Here is a 23,305-nt window from a genome sequence, read left to right as displayed (position 1 = left end):
TAGAGACACCTTCGATGTCGATACGGAGAGAGCAATGATTGTTCTTGGTTTGACTGCTTCGTTGACGGCCGGCATGACGCTTGCTGCCTTCGTGTTCCTGAGCCTCATCAACGAGGCCCGCAGCAAAATCGCTCCGCGCGTACTCTGAGCATCCCGCTTCAGCCGTCTACAGACGACCAAATATCTTGTGAAGATACTTGAACGCGTGGTATCGGCCGCGCTTTTACCGTCGTTCTCTCTGCGAGAACTAGCGTCGGGCTCGATACTTCCGTATGAAGCCTGACGACCCGGCACCGAGATCGACCTGTTGATGTCCGACACCACCTATACCGAAACGAGCCACAAGACACTTTCACTGCGGCTTGGTCTTACAATCATCTTCGGCGTCACGCTTTGGCGTGTGGTGATGCTGTTCTTCAATAGAACGGACCTTTTCGTCGACGAGGCTCAATATTGGTTCTGGGGCCAGAACCTCGACTTCGGCTATTATTCGAAGCCGCCGGTCATCGCCTGGGTCATTCGCTTTTTCAATGCGATATCGGGATCGGACTCGACTTTCTGGATCCGCGTTTCGGCGCCTCTCTTCCATCTCGCCACCGCCCTGATGCTGATGCGCACGACGCGGCGGCTGATCGAGGGGGATGCCGGGCGGGAGATCGAGCCCTGGGTCGGTGTCATCTTCGTCACCCTGCCGGCGGCCTCGCTTTCGGCCGTGCTGATGTCGACGGACACGATCCAGATCCTGTTCGTCACCATTGCCATCTGGGCCTTTCTCGGCCTCACCAAGCGCTCTTCGATCACCGAGGCGCTGATCCTCGGCGTGAGCCTCGGGATCGCCTTCCTGACGAAATATTCGGTGCTGTTTCTGCTGCCGGGCGTCGGCATCGCCATGCTGACACTGCGTTCGGCACGCATTGCCTGGCGGGACGTGCTCATCGCCGCCATCGCTGGCGCGATCGTCGTTTCCCCGAATCTCTGGTGGAATTTCGCTCATGATGCAGCAACGGTGCGCCACACCGAAAGTATTGCCCATTGGAATGGCGATGGAAAAGGCGGCGGATTGGTGAAGCACCTGCTCGCCGCGCTCGGATTCGTCGGCGCGCAGTTCGGCGTCGTCGGTCCCGTCATCTTCTATGGCATGCTCTGGGCCGCCTGGCGGATGATCCGCGGGCAAAGCGACGACAGGGAAAAGCTGCTCGTCTGGCTGTCAGTTCCGGTCGTGGCGTTGATCACGCTGCAGGCGCTGTTTGCCAAGGCCTATGCCAATTGGGCGGTTACCGCCTATGCCGCCGGCACGATCCTCGCCGTCTGGCTCCTCCACCGCCTGACGAAGAAGGGTCTCGTCGTTTCGCTGGTCATCGGCTCGGTCGTTGCCTTCCTGTTGCCGGTCCTGACCGTGTTTGCCTATGACATCAAGCTGCCGAACGGCGATCTGGTCATGAAACGATATGTCGGCCGCAGCGCCATCAGCCTAGAGATCGCCGATATCGCCGCGCAGGCGAATACCTCAACCATCGTCGCCGATAACCGCGATATTCTTGCCGATCTGTTCTATACGCTGAAGGGCAAGCCCTATCATATCTACGCCCGCAATTCCGGCGGTTTCCCGAAGAGCTATTACGAGCAGAATTTTTCGCTGCCACCCACCGTGACGGACGAGGTGCTTTATATCGACGACGAACCGTTCGATTGCACCGCGGGGCGCTCGGAACTCATCAAGAATTGGTCGCCGGATTTCGGCAATATGAAAGGCAGGGCGCTCTACGCCTACCGTCTCTCGCCAAGCTGCCTGGCGCCCAAGCCTTAGAGCAATTCCAGGAAAAGTGCGAAGCGGTTTTCCGTCCGGAATGCGTAAAAACAAAGGGATAGAGCGGGAAAGCGATTCCGTGAAACGCGAAACCGCTCTAACCGCGGTCGGAAGCCGGACGGAGGCAGACGCCCCAACCAAGTTCCGGCATTTCCACGAAGACGACCCCGCCATCTTCGAAGGCCAGACGCAGTTGCGCCTCGGTCGCCCGGTGAATGTCGTGGCGCCCGCCCTCGTAATCGCGGATCGTACTCCGCGACACGCCGGCTCTCTCGGCTATATCCAACTGTGTCCAGTCGAGCAGCCCGCGTGCCGCGCGGCAGAGTGCGGGTGTAAGAATCATCGGGTAGCGGCCTTGATTCACGATCAAAATTCACCCATATTGGTCAACATAAGCCAAATATGTCATAAACCGCACGGGATTTCCAGTATCGAAGGAGACAGCGATGCCGCACGACACGCCCTTGATTTCGACCATCGTCATGGGCCTTGTGCTGGCATTCATCTTCGGCGCCATCGCCAATCGATTCAAGCTGCCGCCGCTCGTCGGCTATCTCATCGCGGGCGTGCTTGCAGGTCCGCATACGCCCGGCTTCGTGGCCGACCAGAGCCTTGCGCCGGAACTCGCCGAAATTGGCGTCATCCTGTTGATGTTCGGCGTCGGCCTGCATTTTTCACTGAAGGACCTGCTGTCGGTGCGCGGCATCGCAGTTCCCGGCGCGATCGTCCAGATCGCCTTCGCCACCCTGCTCGGCTGGGGGCTTGGCGCCTTGATGGGTTGGCCGCTGGGTGGCAGCCTGGTCTTCGGCCTCGCGCTCTCCGTCGCCTCGACGGTCGTCCTTCTGAAAGCCTTGCAGGAGCGGCGGCTGGTCGAAAGCGAGCGCGGCAAGATCGCGGTCGGCTGGCTGATCGTCGAGGACCTGGCCATGGTGCTGGCGCTCGTCCTCATCCCGGCTGCAGCCAGCATCTCGGCCGACGGTCATGGCACGGCCGAGCCGCTATCGGCCGGCCTCAGCCGCTTGCTTGGCCTCGATCTCGGCATCACCGGCATTATCGGCATGACGTTGCTGAAGGTCGCCGCCTTCGTCGGGTTGATGCTGGTCGTCGGCCGGCGGATCATTCCCTGGATCCTACACCGCATCGCCCATACCGGCTCGCGTGAACTCTTCCGCCTCGGTGTCCTCGCGATTGCGCTCGGCGTCGCCTTCGGGGCCGCGAAACTCTTCGGCGTGTCGCTGGCACTCGGCGCCTTCTTCGCCGGCATGATCCTGTCGGAAAGCGAGCTCAGCCACCGAGCCGCGCAGGAAAGCCTGCCGCTGCGCGATGCCTTTGCCGTGCTGTTCTTCGTCTCGGTCGGCATGCTGTTCGATCCGAACATCCTGATCGACAATCCGCTGCCGCTGCTGGCGACCGTGTTCATCATCGTGATCGGCAAGTCGGTTGCCGCCTTCTTCATCGTGCTCGCCTTCCGCAAGCCGATGAGCACGGCGCTGACCATCTCCGCCAGCCTGGCGCAGATCGGCGAATTCTCCTTCATCCTCGCCGCGCTCGGCTTCGATCTCGGCCTGCTGCCTGGCGAAGGCCGCGATCTGATCCTTGGCGGCGCGATCATCTCGATCATTCTCAACCCGCTTGTCTTCATAGCCTGCGACTGGCTGCGCAAGACGCAGGAAACCAGGCCGCAAAGCGAGATGCCGGAAAGCACGGAGCCGGCGGTGCAAGCAGAACGGTCGACAGCGGGCGAAGTCTCGCCTGCCTCCGCGGATCAGCCAATGGCCCACGAGGTCGGTGAGGAGCTGCACGCCGTTACACTGACGGGCCATGCGGTGCTGATCGGCTATGGCCGCGTCGGCAGCATCGTCGGGGAGAGCCTTAAATCGTCCGGTACGCCCTTTGTGGTCATCGAAGATTCCGACAAGCGGATCGGCGACCTCACCCGGCAGGGAATCGAGGCGATCTACGGCAATGCGGCCTCCGCGGAGGTTCTGGCATATGCCAATATTTCCGGCGCCAGCAGCCTGGTCATTGCTATTCCGAATACCTTTGAAGCTTGCAGTGCCGCCGAGCAGGCACGCGCGGCCAATCCATCGATCCTGATCGTCGCCCGCGCTCATTCCGACGCCGAGGTTGATGTGCTCAAGCAATATGGAGCCGATACGGTGATCATGGGAGAGCGGGAAATCGCGCTGGGCATGGTTGACCGGCTTGCGCAAGTGCATCATGACAGGCCGTACTATGAAGACGCGCAGCGTCCTGATATCATCACCGAACCGTCGGAATCCGCTCCGGCAAAGGAATGAAGGCCTTTTGAACCGTTGAACCCGTTCGAATTCGGCGCTGCCGACAGCGAAGAGAACGATAGCAGGATGACGCGACGCGCCGGAGCGCGTGTGATCGCCTCGCTGTTTGTCGCTTTTTTCGCCTACCTCGGACTGGCGCTCGGCGGCGGCATCAATCTCGCCGCGCGGGCGGATGCGGAGGCCTTCTCCTCCGGCAAGGACAACCAACCGCTTTATGTCGCCCTGCGCGATCCGGTGCGCGGCATAGTCGTCGCCGACCGCACGGTCACGCCGAAAGCCACCTGGCACGATATCGGATCGGCAACGCTTGCGACCCTTCCCTCGCTCGGACTTCTGAGCAATCCGCGGCAGCCGCGCGAACGCGGCACAGCCGCACGGCACGAATCGCTTCCTTTCCGCGCCTATCTCGCCCGCGCGCCGCCGGCTGCATTCGTCTGACCGGTTCCCGCGCTTAACGGCGCATCTCCGACATGACCCCAAGTTCACCAGCGGCAAGCTCCGCTGGCATTAGCGTATTCAAGGATAATATTCATGCGCACCTCACGATGGCTGGTGCTCACCTATACGGTGATCATCGTGCTTGGCTTTCTCATCGCCCTGCCGAACGTGCTGCCGCAGTCGGTCTTAAGCAAAATGCCGTCCTGGCTTCCGCACAGCCAGGTTTCCCTCGGCCTCGACCTTCGTGGCGGTTCCTATCTCGTCCTCGAAGTCGACGAGAAGGACCTGACCAATGGCCGGCTGCAATCGCTGCTGCAAGACTCGCGCCGTGTCCTGCGCGACAAGAACATCCTGACCCGTTCGATCGTTCGCAATGGTGATCAGATCGTCGTCACTCTGACTGATCCGTCGCAGAGCGGCGATGCGGTGACTCAGTTGCGGACCCTCGCCAATACGATCGCGTCCGGCCTTTCCGCCGGCCAGTCCGATCTGACGATTACGCCGAACGGCAGCGCGATTGCCATGTCCTTCTCGCCGGCCGGCATCGCCGCCAACGTCGATTCCGCCGTCCAGCAGAGCCTGGAAGTCATCCGCAAGCGCGTCGACCAGGTGGGCGTCGCCGAACCGACCATCCAGCGCGTCGGTCCCAACCGCGTCCTCGTGCAGCTTCCGGGCGCACAGGATCCGTCGCGTCTGCGCGAACTGCTCGGCTCGACCGCGAAGATGTCCTTCCATCTGCTTGCCGACAATGTCGATCCGAACAATCCCGGCCCCGGTGTTACCATCCTGAAGGATGACAAGGGCAACAGCTATCCGGTTCTCGATCGCATCGAGCTTGCCGGCGACCGCCTCACAGACGCCCGCGTCAGCTTCGATCCGAATACGCACGAGCCACTCGTCACCTTCCGCTTCGACAGCGCCGGCGCCAACCGCTTTGCGGAAATCACCCGCGAAAACGTCGGCAAGCCTTTCGCTATCGTGCTCGACAACAAAGTGCTGAGCGCGCCGAACATTCGTGAGCCGATCACCGGCGGTTCGGGCCAGATCTCCGGCAACTTCACCGCTGACAGCGCGACGACGCTCGCAGCCCTGCTGCGCGCCGGCGCCCTGCCGGCCAAGCTCACCGTCATCGAAGAACGCACTGTTGGCGCCGACCTCGGCAGCGACGCGATCCAGAAGGGCATCTATAGCGGCCTGATCGGCTTCGTCTTGGTTGCCGCCTTCATCTTCGTGCTCTACGGCGCCTGGGGGATTCTTGCGAATGTTGCCCTGCTCATCCACACGGTCCTGACCTTCTCGGCCCTGACGCTGGTCGGCGCCACGCTGACGCTGCCCGGCATCGCCGGCGTCGTCCTTGGTATCGGCCTTGCGGTGGATGCCAACGTTCTCATCAACGAGCGCATCCGCGAAGAAACCCGCAAGGGCCGCGGCGCCTTCGCCGCCATCGATAACGGCTTCAAGAAGGCTTATTCTACGATTATCGACGGCAACATGACGGCCCTGATCGCCGCCGCCATCCTGTTCTACTTCGGCTCCGGCCCGGTTCGCGGCTTTGCCGTGACCATGGGTCTCGGCCTCATTATCTCGATGTTCACCTCCGTCGCCTTCGTGCGCGTCGTGATGATCGCCATCACCCGTCGCCGCAAGCTGAAGGTGCTCAACATCAGGCCGCTGATCCCCTTCAGCCCCTATGACAAGCACATCCAGTTCATGAAGGCCCGCTTCTTTGGCGTCACCGTCTCGGCAATCCTGTCGATCGCCTCGGTGGTCCTGTTCATTCATCCAGGCCTCAACTACGGCGTCGATTTCCGCGGCGGCATCCAGATGTCGGTCAAGACCAAGGACGCGGCCGATCTGGCGACGTTCCGCGAGGGCCTGAACACGCTCGGCCTCGGCGAAATCGCACTGCAGTCCTTCGGCGACAACAGCAGCCTCCTTGTCCGCGCCCAACGCCAGGACGGCGGCGAAGAGGCACAGACAGCCGCGGTCACCAAGCTCAAGGCAGAAATCGTCAAGATCGACCCAACCGCGACCATCGAAGGGACGGATGTCATCGGTCCGAAGGTTTCGGGCGAACTTGCCTGGGCCGGCATTCTGTCGGTCGTGATCGCCAGCCTGGCGATGCTGTTCTACATCTGGTTTCGTTTCGAATGGCCGTTCGCGGTCGGAGCCATTGTCACGCTGGTACTCGACGTCACCAAGGCGATCGGCTTCTTCGCGATCACCGGCCTCGATTTCAACCTGACGGCCATCGCCGCGATCCTGACGCTCGTCGGATATTCGGTGAACGACAAGGTCGTGGTCTATGACCGTATGCGTGAAAACATGCGGCTCTATAAGTCGATGCCACTGCGCGACATCATCGACAAGTCGATCAACGAGACCCTGGCGCGAAGCCTCTATACCAACGCCACCGCCTTCCTGGCGCTGGTGCCGATGGCGATCTGGGGCGGCAGCGCCGTCTCCAGCTTCGCAATCCCGATGGTGTTCGGCATACTCGTCGCTGGCGCCTCGTCGGTCTTCATCGCCGCTCCGATCCTGCTGTTCCTCGGCGATTGGCGCCGCCGCCATGCCAAGGCGGTCGCCAACGACGCCGAGTCGGACGACAAGTCCGGCAAGGACAACAAGCAGATTCCTGCTGCCGAATAAACGGCGGATAGACATGAATGAGGACATGCCCGGCTTCCGGGCATGTCCTTCCGCCTCAAGATCCGAAGGCGGGCATGTGCAGCGCCAGTCCTGGCCGCGGCGCCACTATTCTCTCCAAAACACCATTTTCCTGCTCGGTAATCAGCGCATATTTGCCATCGAGGGTGAAAGCGATGTTGCCCGGCCGCGTGCCATTGGTGCGGATACGGCCGGCGATCTTTCCCGCGGGATCAACCATGCAAATCTCGCCTTGCCCATAAATCGTGCAATAGAGCGTGCCGTTGCGATCAAAGGCCATGCCTGCCGGTCCACATAGCGCCTTCACAGCAGGCGCCGGCATCACCTGCGCAAATAGTTCCTGCCGCCCGCCGACGATCTGGCGATAGATTTTCCCGGTCAATGTCTCGCTGTAATAGAGCAATCCGTCCGGCCCGAAGGCTATGCCGTTGGCATAGAGCAGACCGGTCGCCAGCACGCGCTGCACCCGGCCTTCCGCCGGATCGATCTGATAGACACGGCCGTTATAGGGCGCCTGGAAAAAATCGGGATTGATATCAGCGCCGTCGAGCAGATCGGAGATACGGACGCCGGAATCGGTCATGTAGAGCAGGCCGTCAGGGCCAAAGGCCAGATCGTTCGGGTAGAGAAACGCGCCGTCATTGCCGCCTTCTATCACCTGCAAGGTGCGGCCTTCCGGAGACAGCCGGACAAGGGAGTTTTCCGGGCCGCCCGCCACCCAGAAACAATTGTCGCCATCGACGGCGAGCCCGGTCGGCCGGCCGCCGGTACGGCAGATTTCACGGCGGATGCCGCCCACAATCATCGTCAGGCAACGACGACTGTCGTCAGTCTCCACAAGCGCGATGCGACCATCGGTCAGGGCAACAGGCCCCTCCGGCAGACGCAATCCGGTGGCCATCGTCTCGTTCATATTCGGGAACCCTACCCAGCGCACCGAAACCCCAAAAATCGTGTGTCACAGATGGTAAATAAGTACCCCAAAAGCTTTTTCGAGCCGGGTATTCGTTAAATCTGAACCAAATTCATGACGGGAGGGTCACATCTTTGTGCAGATCCGCCCGATCTTGACAGTTTTAGCCAATTCAGAACATTCATCGAACATTCGGATATTATTGCGAACATGATTCGTCGCCGATTCCATGTTCGTGCGCCCGCCGTCCGAAGCCTTCAGGAGAGCCCATGACCGCCGCCTATCTGGAAAAGCTGAACCCGGAGCAGCGGCAGGCGGTGGAGCACGGCACGACGGTCGAAGGCAGCCATATTGCCGGGCCGCTGCTGGTGATCGCAGGCGCGGGCTCCGGCAAGACGAATACGCTGGCCCACCGCGTCGCGCATCTCATCGTCAAAGGCGCCGATCCCCGCCGCATCCTGCTGATGACCTTCTCCCGCCGTGCGGCGGCCGAAATGGGCCGCCGCGTCGAACGCATCTGCCGGGAAGTGCTTGGCGCCAATGCCGGCATCATGGCCGATGCACTTGCCTGGACCGGCACGTTTCATGGCATCGGCGCGCGGCTCCTGCGCGATTACGCCGAACAGATCGGCCTCGACCCGGCCTTCACGATCCACGACCGCGAAGACAGCGCCGATCTGATGAACCTCATTCGCCACGAACTCGGCTTCTCCAAGCTGGAAAACCGCTTTCCGACCAAGGCGACCTGCCTCGCGATCTATTCCCGCGCCGTCAATTCGGAAGCGCCGCTCGAAGAGGTGCTGCGCGATTTCTTCCCCTGGTGCGCCGCCTGGGACAAGCAGTTGCGCGACCTTTTCGCGGCCTATGTCGACGCCAAGCAGGCGCAAAACGTGCTCGATTACGACGATCTGCTGCTCTACTGGGCGCATATGCTGCACGAACCGCTGATCGCCGAGGATATTGGCGGCCGCTTCGACCATGTGCTGGTCGACGAATATCAGGATACCAACCGGCTGCAGTCATCGATCCTGCTGGCGCTGAAACCTGACGGCCACGGGCTGACCGTTGTCGGCGACGATGCGCAGTCGATCTATTCCTTTCGCGCCGCGACCGTGCGCAACATTCTCGACTTTCCGACCTCTTTTACGCCCGCCGCCAATATCGTCACGCTCGACCGCAACTACCGCTCGACGCAACCCATTCTCGCCGCCGCCAATGCGGTGATCGATCTTGCCTCCGAGCGTTTCACCAAGAACCTGCGCACCGAACGCCAGAGCGCTGAGCGTCCGCGGCTGGTCACGGTGCGCGACGAAAGCGATCAGGCGCGTTATATCGCCGATCAGGTGCTGGAAAATCGGGAGAGCGGCGCCAAGCTCAAGCAGCAGGCCGTGCTCTTCCGTACCTCAAGCCATAGCGGACCGCTGGAAGTCGAGCTCACCCGCCGCAACATTCCCTTCGTCAAATTCGGCGGGCTGAAGTTTCTCGACAGCGCCCATGTGAAGGACATGCTCGCTACCCTTCGCTTTGCCCAGAACCCGCGCGACCGTGTCGCCGGCTTCCGGCTGATGCAGCTTTTGCCGGGCGTCGGCCCTTCGACTGCCCAGCGCGTGCTCGATCATATCGGCGAACAGGCCAGTCCAATGGCGGCCCTGGCCGATTTTCCGGCGCCGCCGCGCTCGGGAGAGGACTGGACGGCTTTCGTTGCAACCATGCAGGAGTTGAAGGCCGGCAAGGCGGGATGGCCGGCGGAAATCGGCCTCGTACGGCAATGGTACGAACCGCATCTGGAGCGGGCGCACGAGGACGCAGCGACGCGCCAGGCGGACCTGATCCAGCTCGAACAGATCGCCAGCGGCTATGGCTCGCGCGAGCGCTTCCTCACCGAACTGACGCTCGATCCGCCCGATGCCACCAGCGACCAGGCCGGCACGCCGCTGCTTGACGAGGATTATCTCATCCTCTCGACCATCCATTCCGCCAAGGGCCAGGAATGGACGAAGGTGTTTGTCCTCAATGCCGTCGATGGCTGCATTCCGGCAGATCTCGCGGTCGGCTCCTCCTCCGAGATCGAGGAGGAGCGGCGGTTGCTCTATGTTGCCATGACACGTGCCAAAGACAGCCTCGATCTCGTCATCCCGCAGCGCTTCTTCATCCATGGCCAGCATGCGCAGGGCGACCGGCATGTCTTTGCCTCGCGAACGCGCTTCATTCCGGCGACATTGCTGCAGTTTTTCGAGGTTTGCGGCTGGCCACAGGCCCGCGCCGAAAGCGCCGCCGCCATCAGGGCGCGGCAGGTAAGAGTCGATGTGGGTGCGCGCATGCGCGGCATGTGGCGGTGAATTGGGGCCCATTTGTCGAGGCCGCTTTTCCGGCGTCGGAGCTTCAACTCACTCGATCATCACGAGTAATATTCAGTCCGCCTCCCGAAACATCTCAATAATGGCCGAAAAATCGCGGCCGCCATTACCGAGCTTTTCAAAGAGTGCGTAGAGCTGCGCCGCTTCGGCACCCAGAGGCGTCGATGCGCCAGTTGACAGCGCTGCCTCCTGTGCCAGCCGCAGATCCTTCAGCATCAGTGCTGCCATGAAGCCCGGTTTGTAGTCGTTATTGGCCGGCGAGGTCGGCACAGGGCCGGGCACCGGGCAATAGGTATTGATCGACCAGCATTGCCCCGAAGAGGTTGAGGCGACGTCGAAGAGCGCCTGATGCGAGAGGCCGAGCTTTTCGCCGAGCACGAAGGCCTCGCAGACGCCGATCATGGAAATGCCGAGGATCATGTTGTTGCAGATCTTCGCCGCCTGCCCGGCGCCTGCGTCGCCGCAATGGACGATCTTCCGGCCCATGACTTCCAGCAGCGGTTTGGCGCCTGCAAAACTTTCCGCCGAGCCACCAGCCATGAAGGTGAGCGTTCCGGCTGCCGCACCGCCGGTGCCGCCGGAGACCGGCGCGTCGAGCGACAGGCAGCCGGCATCGCCTGCCATGGCATGGGCCTTGCGAGCGCTGTCGACATCTATGGTCGAGCTGTCGATCAGCAGAGTGCCCTTCGGCACGGAGCGCAGAATATCGGTCCAAACCGTTAGAACATGCTGCCCCTTCGGCAACATGGTGATGACGGCTTCGGCATCCGCAAGCGCTTCGCTCAGCACGTTTGCGGCCTTGACGCCCGTCGCCTCGGCGGCCTTCAGCATATCATGCGAGAGATCGAAGCCGATGACCTCATGGCCGACCTTGACCAGATTGGCGGCCATGGGACCGCCCATATTGCCGAGCCCGATGAATGCGATCCGTGTCATGATGCTCTCCTCCCATGATCATTTACGTCTCGAAAAGCGGCGGTCGCGCCGGCACGAAGAAGCGGTCGATATCGCTTGCCGCGACCTCGGCAAGGCTTGCCGGCGACCATTTCGGATTGCGGTCCTTATCGATGACGGCGGCGCGGACGCCTTCATAGAAGTCGGGATTATACAAGATCCGCATGCAGGCGCCGAGTTCGCGGTTCAAGCATTCGGCGAGGCTTGCACTGCTGCGTCCGGCGCGCAGCAGCCGCAACGTCAGTTTCAGGCTGGTCGGCGAGCGCGTGCTGATTATCTGCCGCGTTTCTGCGGCGAAATCGCCTGCCTCTTGCGCTAGCGCCTCCTGAATCTCCCCGACGGTATCATATGCCAGCGCCCGATCGATCGTATCGCGGTTAGCGACCAGGCGGCTTTCGCCGGCAGCAACCGCCATGCCCGCGATTACCGTATGCACATCGGCCGGCGATGCAGCAACCGGCAGCGCGCCGATCGCTTCGATCAGCGCCGATAGATCGGAAGAAGCAACACGATGATCGGCCAGCCGCGCGTGAATCGCATCGGCGGCGTTGATGGCGAGGCCGGTCAGGCCCATCCAGGTGCCAGCTTCGCCGGGCGCGCGTGGTAAAAGCCAAGTAGCGCCGACATCGGGAAAATAACCTATGCCGGTTTCCGGCATGGCGAAGCGGGTGCGTTCGGTGACGACGCGATGGCTGCCATGGGAAGAGAGCCCGACGCCGCCGCCCATGGTGATGCCGTCCATCAGCGCCACATAGGGTTTGGGATAATCGGCAATGGCGTGGTTGAGGCGGAATTCCTCGCGCCAGAAGGTTTCGGCGTCTGAAGAACCCTGTTTGCCGCTCTCATGCAACAGGCGGATGTCGCCGCCGGCACAGAAGGCGCGGTCACCCTCGCCCTTGACGATCACACTGGCGATGGATGGATCGGCGGCGAAATCAGCAAGCGCCGCTGCAATTGCCCGGATCATTGGCAGCGTCAGGCTGTTCAGCGCCTGCGGCCGGTTGAGGCGGATAAGCCCCGCCGATCCCTGACGCCCAATGATGACCTCGTCTATGCTCTGCATTCGAAAACTCCCCATACCCGCCTTCCTCAATCAATAGGCGCTCAGCGGTTGTCGGCAAGGATCATCTCGGCGGCTTTCTCGGCAATCATGATGGTCGGCGAATTGGTATTACCCGAGGTGATCGACGGCATGACTGAGGCGTCGGCGATCCGAAGCCTTGCCAGCGCCCGAAACCGCAGGCGCGGATCGACCACGCTTTGCGGATCGCCGCCCATGCGGCAGGTGCCGACCGGGTGAAAGATCGTCGTGCCGATATCGCCGGCGGCGCGCTCGAGGTCGGCATCCGTCTGATAGGACGGGCCTGGCTTGAATTCTTCCGGCTTGAACTTGGCGAAAGACGGCTGCTCAACAATCCGCCGGGTCAGCCGGATGGAGCGCACGGCAATCTCTCGGTCGCGCGGTGCCGAAAGATAGTTTGGGCTGATTGCCGGCTGCATGGCAAAATCAGGGCTCTGGATGTGCACCGAACCGCGACTTTCCGGCCTCAGATTGCAGACGCTTGCCGTGATCGCCGGAAAGGGATGGACGGGATCGCCGAATTTGTCGAGCGAGACCGGCTGCACATGATATTGCAGATCCGGCGTTTCCTTGTCGGGGCCGGAGCGGGTGAAAATGCCGAGCTGGCTCGGCGCCATCGCCATCGGCCCGGAGCGGCGCACGAGATATTCCAGCCCGATCGCCGCTTTGCCGAAGAATTTCGTCGCCTTTTCGTTCAGCGTCGGCACGCCGGTGACTTTATAGGCCATGCGCAGTTGCAAGTGATCCTGCAGGTTTTCGCCGACCGCCTTGACTTCCCGCACCACTTCAATGCCGGCCTGGCTCAACACCTCGCCGCGACCGATGCCGGAGAGTTCGAGAATCTGCGGCGAGCCGATCGCGCCGGCGGAAAGCACAGTCTCCTTGTCGGCATAAGCGCGTTTGGTCACGCCGTCATGCTGGAACTCGACACCGGTGACGGCATCGTCCTGGATGAGCAAGCGACGAACCTGTGCCTTGGTAAGCACTGTGAGATTGCCCTGCTTCAGCGCCGGTCGCAGGAAGGCCTTCGCGGTGTTCCAGCGGATGCCCGAGCGCTGGTTGACATCGAAATAGCCGGAACCTTCATTGTTGCCGCGATTGAAATCCGCAGTCTCCGGAATGCCGGCTTCGCGGGCGGCCGCCTGGAAGGCGTCGAGCACGGCCCAGCGCACGCGGGCTTTCTCGACTCGCCATTCGCCGCCCGCGCCGTGCATTTCATCCTTGCCCCTATAATGGTCCTCGGACTTCACGAAATAGGGCAGCACGTCGTCCCAGCCCCAGCCGGCACAGCCGAGTTGCCGCCAGAGATCGTAATCCCGTGCCTGACCGCGCATATAGATCATGCCGTTGATCGAAGAGCTGCCGCCGAGCACCTTGCCGCGCGGATAGTTCAGCGAGCGGCCGTTCAGCCCCGCTTCCGGCGCTGTGGTGAAGCACCAGTCGGTGCGGGGATTGTTGATGCAATAGAGATAGCCGACCGGGATGTGGATCCAGTGGTAATTGTCGCTGCCACCTGCCTCCAACAGCAGCACCCTGTTGTTGCGATCCGCCGACAGCCGGTTGGCAAGCACACAGCCGGCACTGCCGGCACCGATGATGATGTAGTCGAAGCGATCCATTCCAGAGACTCTATCGTCCCCTCTCCGCGCCTGCGGGGAGAGGGTTAGGGTGAGGGGCTCGAAGGTTCGGCAAATTCCGTATTCGCTGGAAGTCCGTGCAGCCCCTCATCCGCCCTTCGGGCACCTTCTCCCCGCCCCTTCGACAAGCTCAGGACGGGGAGAAGGAAAGTCAAGCAGTCAGCGCCGATACTCGAACCCCAGCTTGCGCCCCAGCCGCGAAGCATAGAATTCGCCGATAATGCCGCGACGGAAGAGCAGGACGCAGACCATGAAGACGATGCCGGTGATGATCGTCACTGGGAATTCCGAGGTTGCGAGATAGTTTTCCAGCGTTGCCACGAAGCCGGCGCCGAAAAGCGGGCCGACCAAGGTGCCGATGCCACCAAGCAAGGTCATCAGGATCACCTCGCCCGACATCTGCCAGGCGACATCGGTGAGCGTTGCGAACTGGAAGACCAGCGCCTTGACCGCACCCGCAAGCCCGGCAAGCGCCGCCGACATGACGAAAGCACCGAGCTTGTAATGGGCCACGGAATAGCCGAGCGAAATGGCCCGCTGCTCGTTTTCCCGGATCGATTTCAGGATCATGCCGAAGGGCGAATTGATGAAGCGCCAGATGATCAGCACGCCGATGATGAACACCGCCAGCACGAAATAGTACATGTTAAAGGAGTTGCTGAGATCGATGACGCCGAAGAGGTAACCTCGCGGCACCGACTGAATGCCGTCTTCGCCCTGGGTGAACTTCGCCTGCAGGCAGAAGAAATAGAACATGTAGGACAGCGCCAGGGTGATCATGGCGAAATAGATGCCCTGCCGGCGAATGGCGACGAAGCCCATGATCAGGCCGAGCAAGGCTGCGCCCGCAACGCCGATCAGGATGCCGAGTTCCGGCGGCACGCCCCATACCTTTACCGCATGCGCGGTGAAATAGGCCGCGCCGCCGAAGAAGGTGGCATGGCCGAAGGACAGAAGACCGGTATAGCCAAGCAGCAGATTGAAGGCGCAGGCGAACAGCGCGAAGCAGAGCACCTTCATGACAAAGATGGGGTAGATGAAAAACGGTGCCCAGATCAGCAGCACCAGGCCGACGACCAGGAAGCCCTTCTGAACTGATGATGACGGGCGGCGGCTTTCGGACTTCAGCGTATCGGTCATATCAGCCATGTCACGCATCCCGGCCAAAGAGGCCCGCGGGCCTGAGAAGCAGTACGATCGCCATGATCACGAAGATGACGATATTGGATGCTTCCGGATAGAACACCTTCGTCAAGCCTTCCGCGACGCCAAGCACATAGCCGGTGATGATCGCACCCATGATCGAGCCCATGCCGCCGACGACCACCACGGCAAAGACGATGATGATCATGTTCGATCCCATCAACGGCGAGACCTGATAGATCGGCGCGGCCAGCACCCCGGCAAGGGCGGCAAGCGCGACGCCGAAAGCATAGGTCAGCGTCAGAAGCACCGGCACGTTGACGCCGAAGACCTGTACAAGCACCGAATTTTCCGTTGCGGCACGCAGATAGGCGCCGAGCTTGGTCTTCTCGATCAGCAGCCAGGTGCCAATACAGACGATAAGCGACACGACGATCACCCAGCCGCGATAGATCGGCAGGAACATGAAGCCGAGATTGACACCGCCCACCAGCGCCGTCGGTACGGCGTAGGGCTGACCGGACGAACCATAGAGATAGCGGAACGTGCCTTCGATGGTCAGCGCCATGCCGAAGGTAAAGAGCAGGCCGTAAAGCGGATCGACTTTGTAGAGCCGGCGCAAGCACAGGCGCTCCACGACCGCGCCGAACAGGCCGACAATCAACGGCGCGAGCACCAATGATGGCCAATAGCCGATGCCGGCATAGGCAAGCAGCAAATAGGCGGTGAAGGCGCCGAGCATGTAGAGCGCGCCATGGGCGAAATTGATCACCCGCAGCATGCCGAAGATGATCGCGAGCCCGAGGCTCAGAAGCGCATAGAAGGAGCCGTTGATCAGCCCGATCAGCAATTGTCCGAGAAGCGCCTGCAGCGGGATGCCGAATATCATGGTCATGGCGTCAGACCCCCAGAACCTTGTGCAGCATGCCCATCCGCTCCGGCAATTCGCCGACCGGAAATTCCGAGACCATCTGGCCATGATCCATCAGATAGAAACGATCGGCAATACGGCTAGCGAAGCGGAAATTCTGCTCAACCAACAGAATGGTCATGCCGCGCTCCTTCAGCTTCTTCAGCACCTCGCCGATACGCTGGACGATGACGGGTGCCAGTCCCTCGGTCGGTTCGTCGAGCAGCAACATTCGCACGCCGGTGCGCAGAATGCGGGCCATGGCGAGCATTTGCTGCTCACCGCCGGAGAGTTTCGTGCCCAGGCTGTTGCGGCGCTCGTACAGATTGGGAAACAGCTCGAAAATCTCGTCAACCGTCATCCCGCCCTGCGCGACCACCGGCGGCAGCATCAGGTTTTCATGAACATTGAGTGTCGAGAAGATGCCGCGCTCCTCCGGCACGAAGCCAATGCCCCTGTGCGCCGTCTTGTGCAGCGGCACCTGCATCATGTCGGCGCCGGCAAAGGCGATCCTGCCCTTGCGCGCCCGGACGATGCCGACGATGGTGCGCAGCGTCGTCGTCTTGCCGACGCCGTTGCGGCCGAGAATGGTGATGGTCTCGCCCTCGCCAACGTTCATGTCGACGCCATGCAATATGTGGCTTTCGCCATACCAGGCATTGAGACCCTGTACCTCCAGTAGCGCTGCCATCCTACGCCTCCTCCGTGCCCATATAGGCCTCGCGGACGCGCGGGTCGCGGCTGACCGTGGCATAGTCGCCTTCGGCGAGGATTTCGCCGCGCTGGAGGACGGTGACATGGTGGCAGATATCGGCGACGACGGAGAGATTGTGTTCCACCATTAGCACCGCCCGGTCGCGCGCCACGTCGCGAATGATGGCGGAGACGGTGTTGACATCCTCGAGCCCCATGCCGGCCATTGGCTCGTCGAGCAGCAGCACCTTGGGATCAAGCGCCAAGGTCGTCGCTATCTCCAGCACCCGCTTGCGGCCATAGGAAAGATCGGCAGCGATGGCATTGCGCTCCTTCGTCAGACCGACTGCTGCCAGCAATTGTTCGGCACGATCGTCCAGGCTCGCCAGCGCCGAGATCGGCCGCCAGAATTGATGCGCCAGATTGTTCGGCCGCTGCAGGGCGACACGGACATTGTCCAGCACGGAGAGATGCGGAAAGACCGCCGAAATCTGGAACGAGCGCACCAGCCCCATGCGCGCGACCTTGTCCGGCTTCGTCCTAGTGATATCGGTGCCGAGAAGCGTGATCGTGCCATGCGTCGGCTGCAGGAACTTGGTCAGAAGATTGAACACAGTCGTCTTGCCGGCGCCGTTCGGGCCGATCAGCGCGTGCACGCAGGCATGGCGCACATCGAGATCAACATTCTTGACGGCCGTGAAGCCGCCAAAATCGCGCCGGAGGCCGCGGGCGGATAACACCACCCGTGGCTCTTCTTGTTTCTCTGCCGCAGAGATCGCCATCGGCTGATCGCAACCTTACTGCTTGACGAGATCGCAGCCACTCTTGGCCGGATCGATATAGGCTTCCTTACCGGGAATCGTTGCCAGCACGTTGTAGTAGTCCCAGTCGCCCTTGCTCTCCTCCGGTTTCTTGACCTGGAGCAGGTACATGTCGTGGATCATGCGGCCGTTGGGGCCGACAGTGCCGCCGCGGCCAAAAACGTCGTCGACCGGCATTTCATGCAGTTCCTTGGCGACCGCTTCGGTATCGTCGGTGCCGGCCTTCTGCACGGCCTTCAGATATTGCAGCACGGCGGAATAGGTACCGGTGTGGATCATGTTCGGCATCTTGCCGGTGCGATCGAAGAAGCGTTTGCCGAATTTGCGGCTTTCGTCGTCGCGGTTCCAATAGTAGCCTTCGGTCAGCGTCAGACCCTGGGCCGCCTGCAGGCCGAGGCCATGAACTTCGGCGAGCGTGAAGAGCAGCGCCGCCAGATGCTGGCCGCCCTGGGTGATACCGAATTCCGACGCTTGCTTAATGGCGTTGGAAGTATCGAGGCCGGCATTGGCAAGGCCGATGACCTTGGCACCGGACGATTGCGCCTGCAGCAGGAAGGACGAGAAGTCGTTGGTCGACAGCGGATGGCGGACGGAACCGAGAACCTTGCCGCCGTTTGCCTTGACGAAATCAGATGTCTGCTGCTCCAGCGAATAGCCGAAGGCATAATCGGCGGTCAGGAAGAACCAGGTCTCGCCGCCCTGCTTGACCAGTGCGCCGCCGGTGCCGACGGCCAGCGCATGCGTGTCATAGGCCCAATGGAAGCCGTAGGGCGAGCATTGCTTGCCGGTGAGATCGGTCGTTGCCGCGCCGGTGACGATATCGATCTTCTTCTTTTCCTTGGCGATCGCCTGCACGGCCAGCGCCACCGACGAGGTCGTCAGCTCCATGATGGCGTCGACCTTGTCGGTGTCATACCATTGGCGAGCGATATTAGAGGCGATATCGGGTTTATTCTGATGGTCGGCATCTACGATCTCGATCGGCACGCCCAGCACCTTGCCGCCAAAATCCTCGACAGCCATCTTCGCCGCCTCCACCGAGGACTTGCCACCAAAGTCGGCATAGACGCCCGACTGGTCATTCAGGATGCCGATCTTCACCACACCGTCGGACGCGCCAGCGGCGAATGCTGCGGTGCTGCTTGCAAGCAGAAGTGCCAGGGACGCAATGAGACTCTTTCGCATATCCTCTCCTCCCAGAGATTTGGCAAAAATGAATCTGTTCAAAATTGGCCAGTCGTTATCCTCAAAACGACTTTGCTATCCCTCAAGATCATTGAAATCGCGCATTGACGCAAGTGAAGTTTGCAACTAATTCCAAACAGTGTCTGTTCATTTTTGAACAGAAAGGGAGGCATGAAGACCGCGCCGCACTTCACCTGGGACGACCTGCAGTTCTTCCTGGCGGTGGCCCGGACCGGGCAGCTTTCAACCGCTGCGCGGCAATTGCGCACCAGCCACGCCACCGTCTCGCGCCGTATCGACCGGCTGGAATTTTCGCTTCAGGTCAAGCTCTTCGAGCGCAATCCGCGGGGCTATATGCTGACCGGCATGGGCCAGCGCTTCATCGACACAGCCGAGCGAATGGAGCAGGAAACCGAGCGGCTGCGGTCAGACCTGAGGGTCGGCTCGGCGGCACAACGCGGCGTGGTGCGTATCAGCGCGCCGGAGGGCTTTTCCAATTTCTTCTTCACCACCATGCTTTCGGAGTTCACCGCGCGGTATCCGAACATCTCGCTGGAATTGGTGACGATCCAGCAGATCATGTCGCTGTCGCGCAAGGAAGCCGATATCGTCATCGTGCTCGACCCGCCGAAGGCCGGCCCCTATTTCACCGAGAAATTGACCGACTACCACCTGCAGGTCTATGGATCGCGGGATTACCTCGCCAGCCACCCGCCGGTGGAGAGCCGCGACGATCTGCCGGAGCACGCGTTCGTCGGCTACATCGAGGACATGATCTTTGCGCCTGGTCTCGATTATCTCGGCGACATCCATCCGCGCATCAAGCCGCAATTCCAGAGTTCCAGCATCTTTGCGCAGTTGACGGCGACCAAAAGCGGGCTGGGGCTCTGCGTGCTGCCCTTCTTTATCGCCTGCCGGCATCCGGACCTGCAGATGGTGCTGCCCGATGAAGTCGACCTGAAACGGCACTACTGGATCACCTGCCACCGCGACCTCAGGCAGTCGCCGCGCGTGCGCACCGTCATCGACTTTCTGGTAGAGGCCGTGCATCGCAACGCACCGGCCTTTCTGGGGCATGCGTCAGCTTAGAGCGGTTCAGAACCGCTCTATCTTATTGTTTTACGCAATTCCGGACGGAAAACCGCTACGCACTTTTCCTGGAATTGCTCTAGGCGCTTGCCACGCGCCCCGCCGCGATGCCGCTCTCGCTCGCCTCGGCAAAGGCGATCGCATCATGCAGACGCAACGGCCTGGAAAAATGATAGCCCTGCGCCAACCGCACGCCGAAAGCATGCAGCGCCTCGGCAATTGCAGCACTTTCGACGCCTTCGGCGACCGATGTGATGCCGAGATTGCGGCAGAGACTGGCAACCGAGCGGGTGATATTCATGCAGCGGACATCACGATCAAACCGCATGACGAAGCTCTTGTCGATCTTGATCTTGTCGAATTCCAACCGGTGGATATGGCTGAGGCTGGAAAAGCCGGTGCCGAAATCGTCGAGCGCGATGGTAATACCTGCGCCGCGCAGCAGGCCGATGACCTCATAGGCGGTGTTGAAATCCGACAATAAGGCCGTCTCGGTGATCTCGAATTCGATGCGGCGCGGGTCGATCCTGGCGGCATGGATCATGGCAAGAAGAGCCATCGACGTTTCATGGTCGCAGATATCGCGGGCCGAGAGGTTAAAGGACATGCGCAGCGGCGGCGGCATGATCGACAACGCCTGCAGCGCCTCCGCGAAGAGGATGCGGGTCATCTTGCCGATCATCGCGGTGCGTTCGGCGGCGGGGATGAAGGCATCGGGGCTGACGCGGCCGAGGCGGGCGCTGTTCCAGCGCGCCAAAGCTTCGAAACCGACGACATGGCCATCATCGAGATCGATGATCGGCTGATATTCCAGCGACAACTCCCTGGCGAAATTATCGCCCTGCAATTCCAACTCGATCAGGTGCCGTTGCTGGAGGATTTCTTCGAGATCGTGGGAGAAGAACTCGACATTGCCGCTGCGGCGGCTCTTGACCTGATAGAGGGCGAAGTCCGCCTTTTCATAGAGCTGCTCGGCGGTGTGGCCGCCGCCCTCCGGAACGACGATACCGCAGGACCCGGAAATGCGGATGGAGCCGCCGGGCACATCATAGGGTTCGCGGAGCGCCGCACAGAAAGCCTGCCCCATCTCGGAGACACAATCACGGCTGAGATCGCTTGGAAAAATCACGCCGAACTCGTCGCCCCCAAGGCGCGCAATTGTGCCCTTGCCGCCCATCAAAGCCACAAAACGTTCGGCAGTCTGTTTCAACACGAAATCACCGGCGGCATGGCCAAAGACGTCGTTGACCGGCTTGAAGCCGTCGAGATCGACAAGGCCGATGATTGGTGGCGTCTCCGGCCGTTGCTGCAAGAGATCCTGCAATTCGCGAAAGAAACTGCGGCGGTTGGCAAGACCGGTCAGTTGATCCTGTAGCGCGTTGCGGCTGTTGACGAGGTTCAACCGTTCGGCTTCCGCCTGCTTGTCGCCGAGTTCTTCCGTCAGCCGCACCAGCCCGGCAAAATTCCGGAAATAGCTATTGATGACACGAACGAAGGGAAACGACAGGAAGATGACGCTGGTCGCGGTCGCCACGAACACGGAATTGCCCGAGAACATGAAGGTGACGACCATGAAGGAAAAGGTAATGGCCGTCGTCAGAAGGGCTGCGGCCGGCAGATGCATCAGACAGAAGACGCAGGAAATGCCCGTCACCACAAGGAAATAGGAAATTTGCCCCTGCTGATAGGCATTGCCGTATTGATAAAGTGCGACTGCCCAGATGCCGAAAGCAAGGGTCAGCACGCCGGCGAGCACGACGGTCCGGCGCATCACACCATAGGCTCGATCCGCATCGATGGGATCCTGCCCATGCAACTGCCACCAGACGATGCGGAAAACGCAGAGGATGCTCAGGCTGACCGGCACATAAACCGCCAGCCACATCGGCGCGGTGTGGATATGGGTGATCACCACGGCCAGGGCGTTGATGATCAAAAGAATATAAAGGACCGGTATCTGTGACGCCAGCGCCTTGTATTGCGCCACCAGAAACGTCGGATTCTCTTTCTGCAGGCGCAAGCCTGAAAGCAAGTTCCTCATGGCTTCCTTCCCCCACCCACACAAAACCACAAAAAACTTGATTTTCAGTTATTTTTATTGGGAAATATTACCGATGATTGTTGTATACTTTGAGTTTCACCCAAACATCGAAATATATTCATGCATTCCAGCATCAGATGCTGGGTGCTGCGAACACCTTATGCAGGCCACTGACATCGAAACCGGATCTGTGCGCGAGGTAGTTTTCCCACTCCAGTGACGAGCGCACGATCGTCTCCATGCAATTGTATTTCGGCTCCCAGCCTAGTTCGCGATGGGCGAGCGTGGCATCGGCGACGACGCTGGCGGCATCGCCGGGCCGGCGCGGCGCCATGTGAATGCGAAACGCTTGGCCGTAGACGCGCATGACCATGTTCAGGACATCGAGCACCGAATAGCCCATGCCATAACCGCAATTGGCAACCAGCGGCCGGCCGCCGCGTCTCAGATGCTGCAGCGCCATCATATGGGCTTCGACGAGATCGGAAACGTGAATGTAGTCGCGCACGCCGGTGCCGTCGTGTGTCGGATAGTCCGTGCCGTAGATATCCACCTGGCGGCGCCGGCCGAGGGCCGCTTCGCAGGCGACCTTGATAAGGTGCGTGGCGCCGTCGGTCGATTGGCCGGTCCTGCCGTTCGGATCGGCGCCGGCGACGTTGAAATAACGCAGCGCCACATAGCTGAAATCGTAAGCGGCGGCGGCATCGCGCAGCATCAATTCCGACATCAGCTTGGATTGCCCATAGGGTGTTTCCGGCCGCAGCGGCGCGTTTTCCCGCACCGGTTCGTCGGAGGGCTGCGGGCCGTAGACGGCGGCGGTGGAGGAAAAGACGAAGTGGCGAATACCGGCCTTGATCGCCGCGCTCATCAGGATGCGGGTTTTGCCGGCGTTGTTGTCGTAATAGGCTAGCGGATCTTCGATCGACGCCGGCACGACGGCGGAGCCGGCGAAGTGAACGACGGCGTCGATATCATTTTCCGCGAAGATCTTTTGCAGCAACACTTCATCGGCGACATCGCCGAGATAGAAGCGTGCAGCCGGCGCGACTGCCCAGCGAAAGCCGGTGGAAAGACGGTCGATAACCACCACATCCTCGCCAGCGTCGAGCAATTTCCAGACCATATGGCTGCCGATATATCCCGCGCCGCCCGTCACCAACACTGTCATTCTTCGCGCCTCTGCAAAGTAATATGAGAAGCATATGAAGCCCGCTTTCTTACGGATTTGATTAAAAGCAGGGGTTGAGCGGGGTACCGCGCAGGGAAGAT

General features: G+C 61.0%; 18 protein-coding genes. 6 read left to right on the top strand and 12 right to left on the bottom strand.

Features of this window, described 5'->3' with window-relative positions; all coding sequences use genetic code 11:
* Positions 1-310: 310 nt before the first annotated feature.
* A complete protein-coding gene (locus tag N2601_RS00995; protein WP_104821975.1) occupies positions 311-1,807 on the top strand; it encodes an ArnT family glycosyltransferase in 1,497 nt (498 codons plus the stop codon).
* A gap of 97 nt (positions 1,808-1,904) precedes the next feature.
* Here the strand turns inward: N2601_RS00995 and N2601_RS00990 are convergent, their stop codons facing one another.
* Positions 1,905-2,150, bottom strand: a complete 246-nt coding sequence (locus tag N2601_RS00990; protein ID WP_104824980.1) for a helix-turn-helix domain-containing protein — start codon at positions 2,148-2,150, stop codon at positions 1,905-1,907.
* Between the two features lie 103 nt (positions 2,151-2,253).
* Here N2601_RS00990 and N2601_RS00985 point away from each other — a divergent pair, with 103 nt between their 5' ends.
* The 3 genes from N2601_RS00985 (at position 2,254) to secD (ending at position 7,194) form a co-directional block, all read left to right on the top strand.
* Positions 2,254-4,107: a cation:proton antiporter domain-containing protein gene (locus tag N2601_RS00985; RefSeq protein WP_104821974.1), complete on the top strand. Its 1,854-nt coding sequence runs from the start codon at positions 2,254-2,256 to the stop codon at positions 4,105-4,107.
* Positions 4,108-4,173: 66 nt separating this feature from the next.
* Positions 4,174-4,545 carry a hypothetical protein gene (locus tag N2601_RS00980; RefSeq protein ID WP_260303344.1) on the top strand — a complete coding sequence of 124 codons (372 nt, stop codon included), beginning with the start codon at positions 4,174-4,176 and terminating at the stop codon, positions 4,543-4,545.
* Positions 4,546-4,638: 93 nt separating this feature from the next.
* Positions 4,639-7,194: a protein translocase subunit SecD gene (gene secD / locus N2601_RS00975; protein WP_104821972.1), complete on the top strand. Its 2,556-nt coding sequence runs from the start codon at positions 4,639-4,641 to the stop codon at positions 7,192-7,194.
* A gap of 55 nt (positions 7,195-7,249) precedes the next feature.
* Here the strand turns inward: secD and N2601_RS00970 are convergent, their stop codons facing one another.
* Complete coding sequence (locus N2601_RS00970; protein ID WP_104821971.1) at positions 7,250-8,125, bottom strand: SMP-30/gluconolactonase/LRE family protein; 876 nt, start codon at positions 8,123-8,125, stop codon at positions 7,250-7,252.
* A gap of 269 nt (positions 8,126-8,394) precedes the next feature.
* On the opposite strand from N2601_RS00970, the gene N2601_RS00965 reads away from it, so the two are divergent.
* Positions 8,395-10,464 (top strand): ATP-dependent helicase, encoded by a 2,070-nt coding sequence (locus N2601_RS00965; protein WP_104821970.1) that lies wholly within the window; start codon positions 8,395-8,397, stop codon positions 10,462-10,464.
* 72 nt (positions 10,465-10,536) lie between these two features.
* Here the strand turns inward: N2601_RS00965 and mmsB are convergent, their stop codons facing one another.
* The 8 genes from mmsB to N2601_RS00925 all read right to left on the bottom strand — a co-directional run bounded on the left by mmsB (position 10,537) and on the right by N2601_RS00925 (position 18,906).
* A complete protein-coding gene (gene mmsB, locus N2601_RS00960; protein ID WP_104821969.1) occupies positions 10,537-11,418 on the bottom strand; it encodes a 3-hydroxyisobutyrate dehydrogenase in 882 nt (293 codons plus the stop codon).
* Between the two features lie 22 nt (positions 11,419-11,440).
* Positions 11,441-12,499, bottom strand: a complete 1,059-nt coding sequence (locus N2601_RS00955) for an enoyl-CoA hydratase/isomerase family protein (RefSeq protein WP_104821968.1) — start codon at positions 12,497-12,499, stop codon at positions 11,441-11,443.
* 41 nt (positions 12,500-12,540) lie between these two features.
* Complete coding sequence (locus tag N2601_RS00950; RefSeq protein WP_104821967.1) at positions 12,541-14,136, bottom strand: GMC family oxidoreductase; 1,596 nt, start codon at positions 14,134-14,136, stop codon at positions 12,541-12,543.
* A 177-nt stretch (positions 14,137-14,313) separates the two neighbouring features.
* Positions 14,314-15,303, bottom strand: a complete 990-nt coding sequence (locus N2601_RS00945; protein WP_104821966.1) for a branched-chain amino acid ABC transporter permease — start codon at positions 15,301-15,303, stop codon at positions 14,314-14,316.
* Between the two features lies 1 nt (position 15,304).
* Entirely contained in the window at positions 15,305-16,192 is an 888-nt protein-coding gene (locus tag N2601_RS00940; protein WP_104821965.1) for a branched-chain amino acid ABC transporter permease, read from the bottom strand.
* 4 nt (positions 16,193-16,196) lie between these two features.
* Positions 16,197-16,898, bottom strand: a complete 702-nt coding sequence (locus N2601_RS00935) for an ABC transporter ATP-binding protein (protein WP_104821964.1) — start codon at positions 16,896-16,898, stop codon at positions 16,197-16,199.
* Position 16,899: 1 nt separating this feature from the next.
* Positions 16,900-17,682 (bottom strand): ABC transporter ATP-binding protein, encoded by a 783-nt coding sequence (locus N2601_RS00930; protein WP_104821963.1) that lies wholly within the window; start codon positions 17,680-17,682, stop codon positions 16,900-16,902.
* A 15-nt stretch (positions 17,683-17,697) separates the two neighbouring features.
* Entirely contained in the window at positions 17,698-18,906 is a 1,209-nt protein-coding gene (locus N2601_RS00925) for an ABC transporter substrate-binding protein (RefSeq protein ID WP_104821962.1), read from the bottom strand.
* 171 nt (positions 18,907-19,077) lie between these two features.
* Between N2601_RS00925 and N2601_RS00920 the strand changes: the two genes are divergently transcribed.
* Positions 19,078-19,995 carry a LysR family transcriptional regulator gene (locus tag N2601_RS00920; protein ID WP_104821961.1) on the top strand — a complete coding sequence of 306 codons (918 nt, stop codon included), beginning with the start codon at positions 19,078-19,080 and terminating at the stop codon, positions 19,993-19,995.
* 79 nt (positions 19,996-20,074) lie between these two features.
* Here the strand turns inward: N2601_RS00920 and N2601_RS00915 are convergent, their stop codons facing one another.
* Complete coding sequence (locus N2601_RS00915) at positions 20,075-22,036, bottom strand: putative bifunctional diguanylate cyclase/phosphodiesterase (protein WP_104821960.1); 1,962 nt, start codon at positions 22,034-22,036, stop codon at positions 20,075-20,077.
* 133 nt (positions 22,037-22,169) lie between these two features.
* On the bottom strand, positions 22,170-23,204 hold the full coding sequence (galE, locus tag N2601_RS00910; protein WP_104821959.1) for a UDP-glucose 4-epimerase GalE: 1,035 nt from the start codon (positions 23,202-23,204) through the stop codon (positions 22,170-22,172).
* Positions 23,205-23,305: the final 101 nt, after the last annotated feature.

This window comes from Rhizobium sp. CB3060 (assembly GCF_025200735.1).
Taxonomy (GTDB): Bacteria; Pseudomonadota; Alphaproteobacteria; order Rhizobiales; family Rhizobiaceae; genus Rhizobium.
This window is presented reverse-complemented; position numbering and strand designations above follow the sequence as displayed.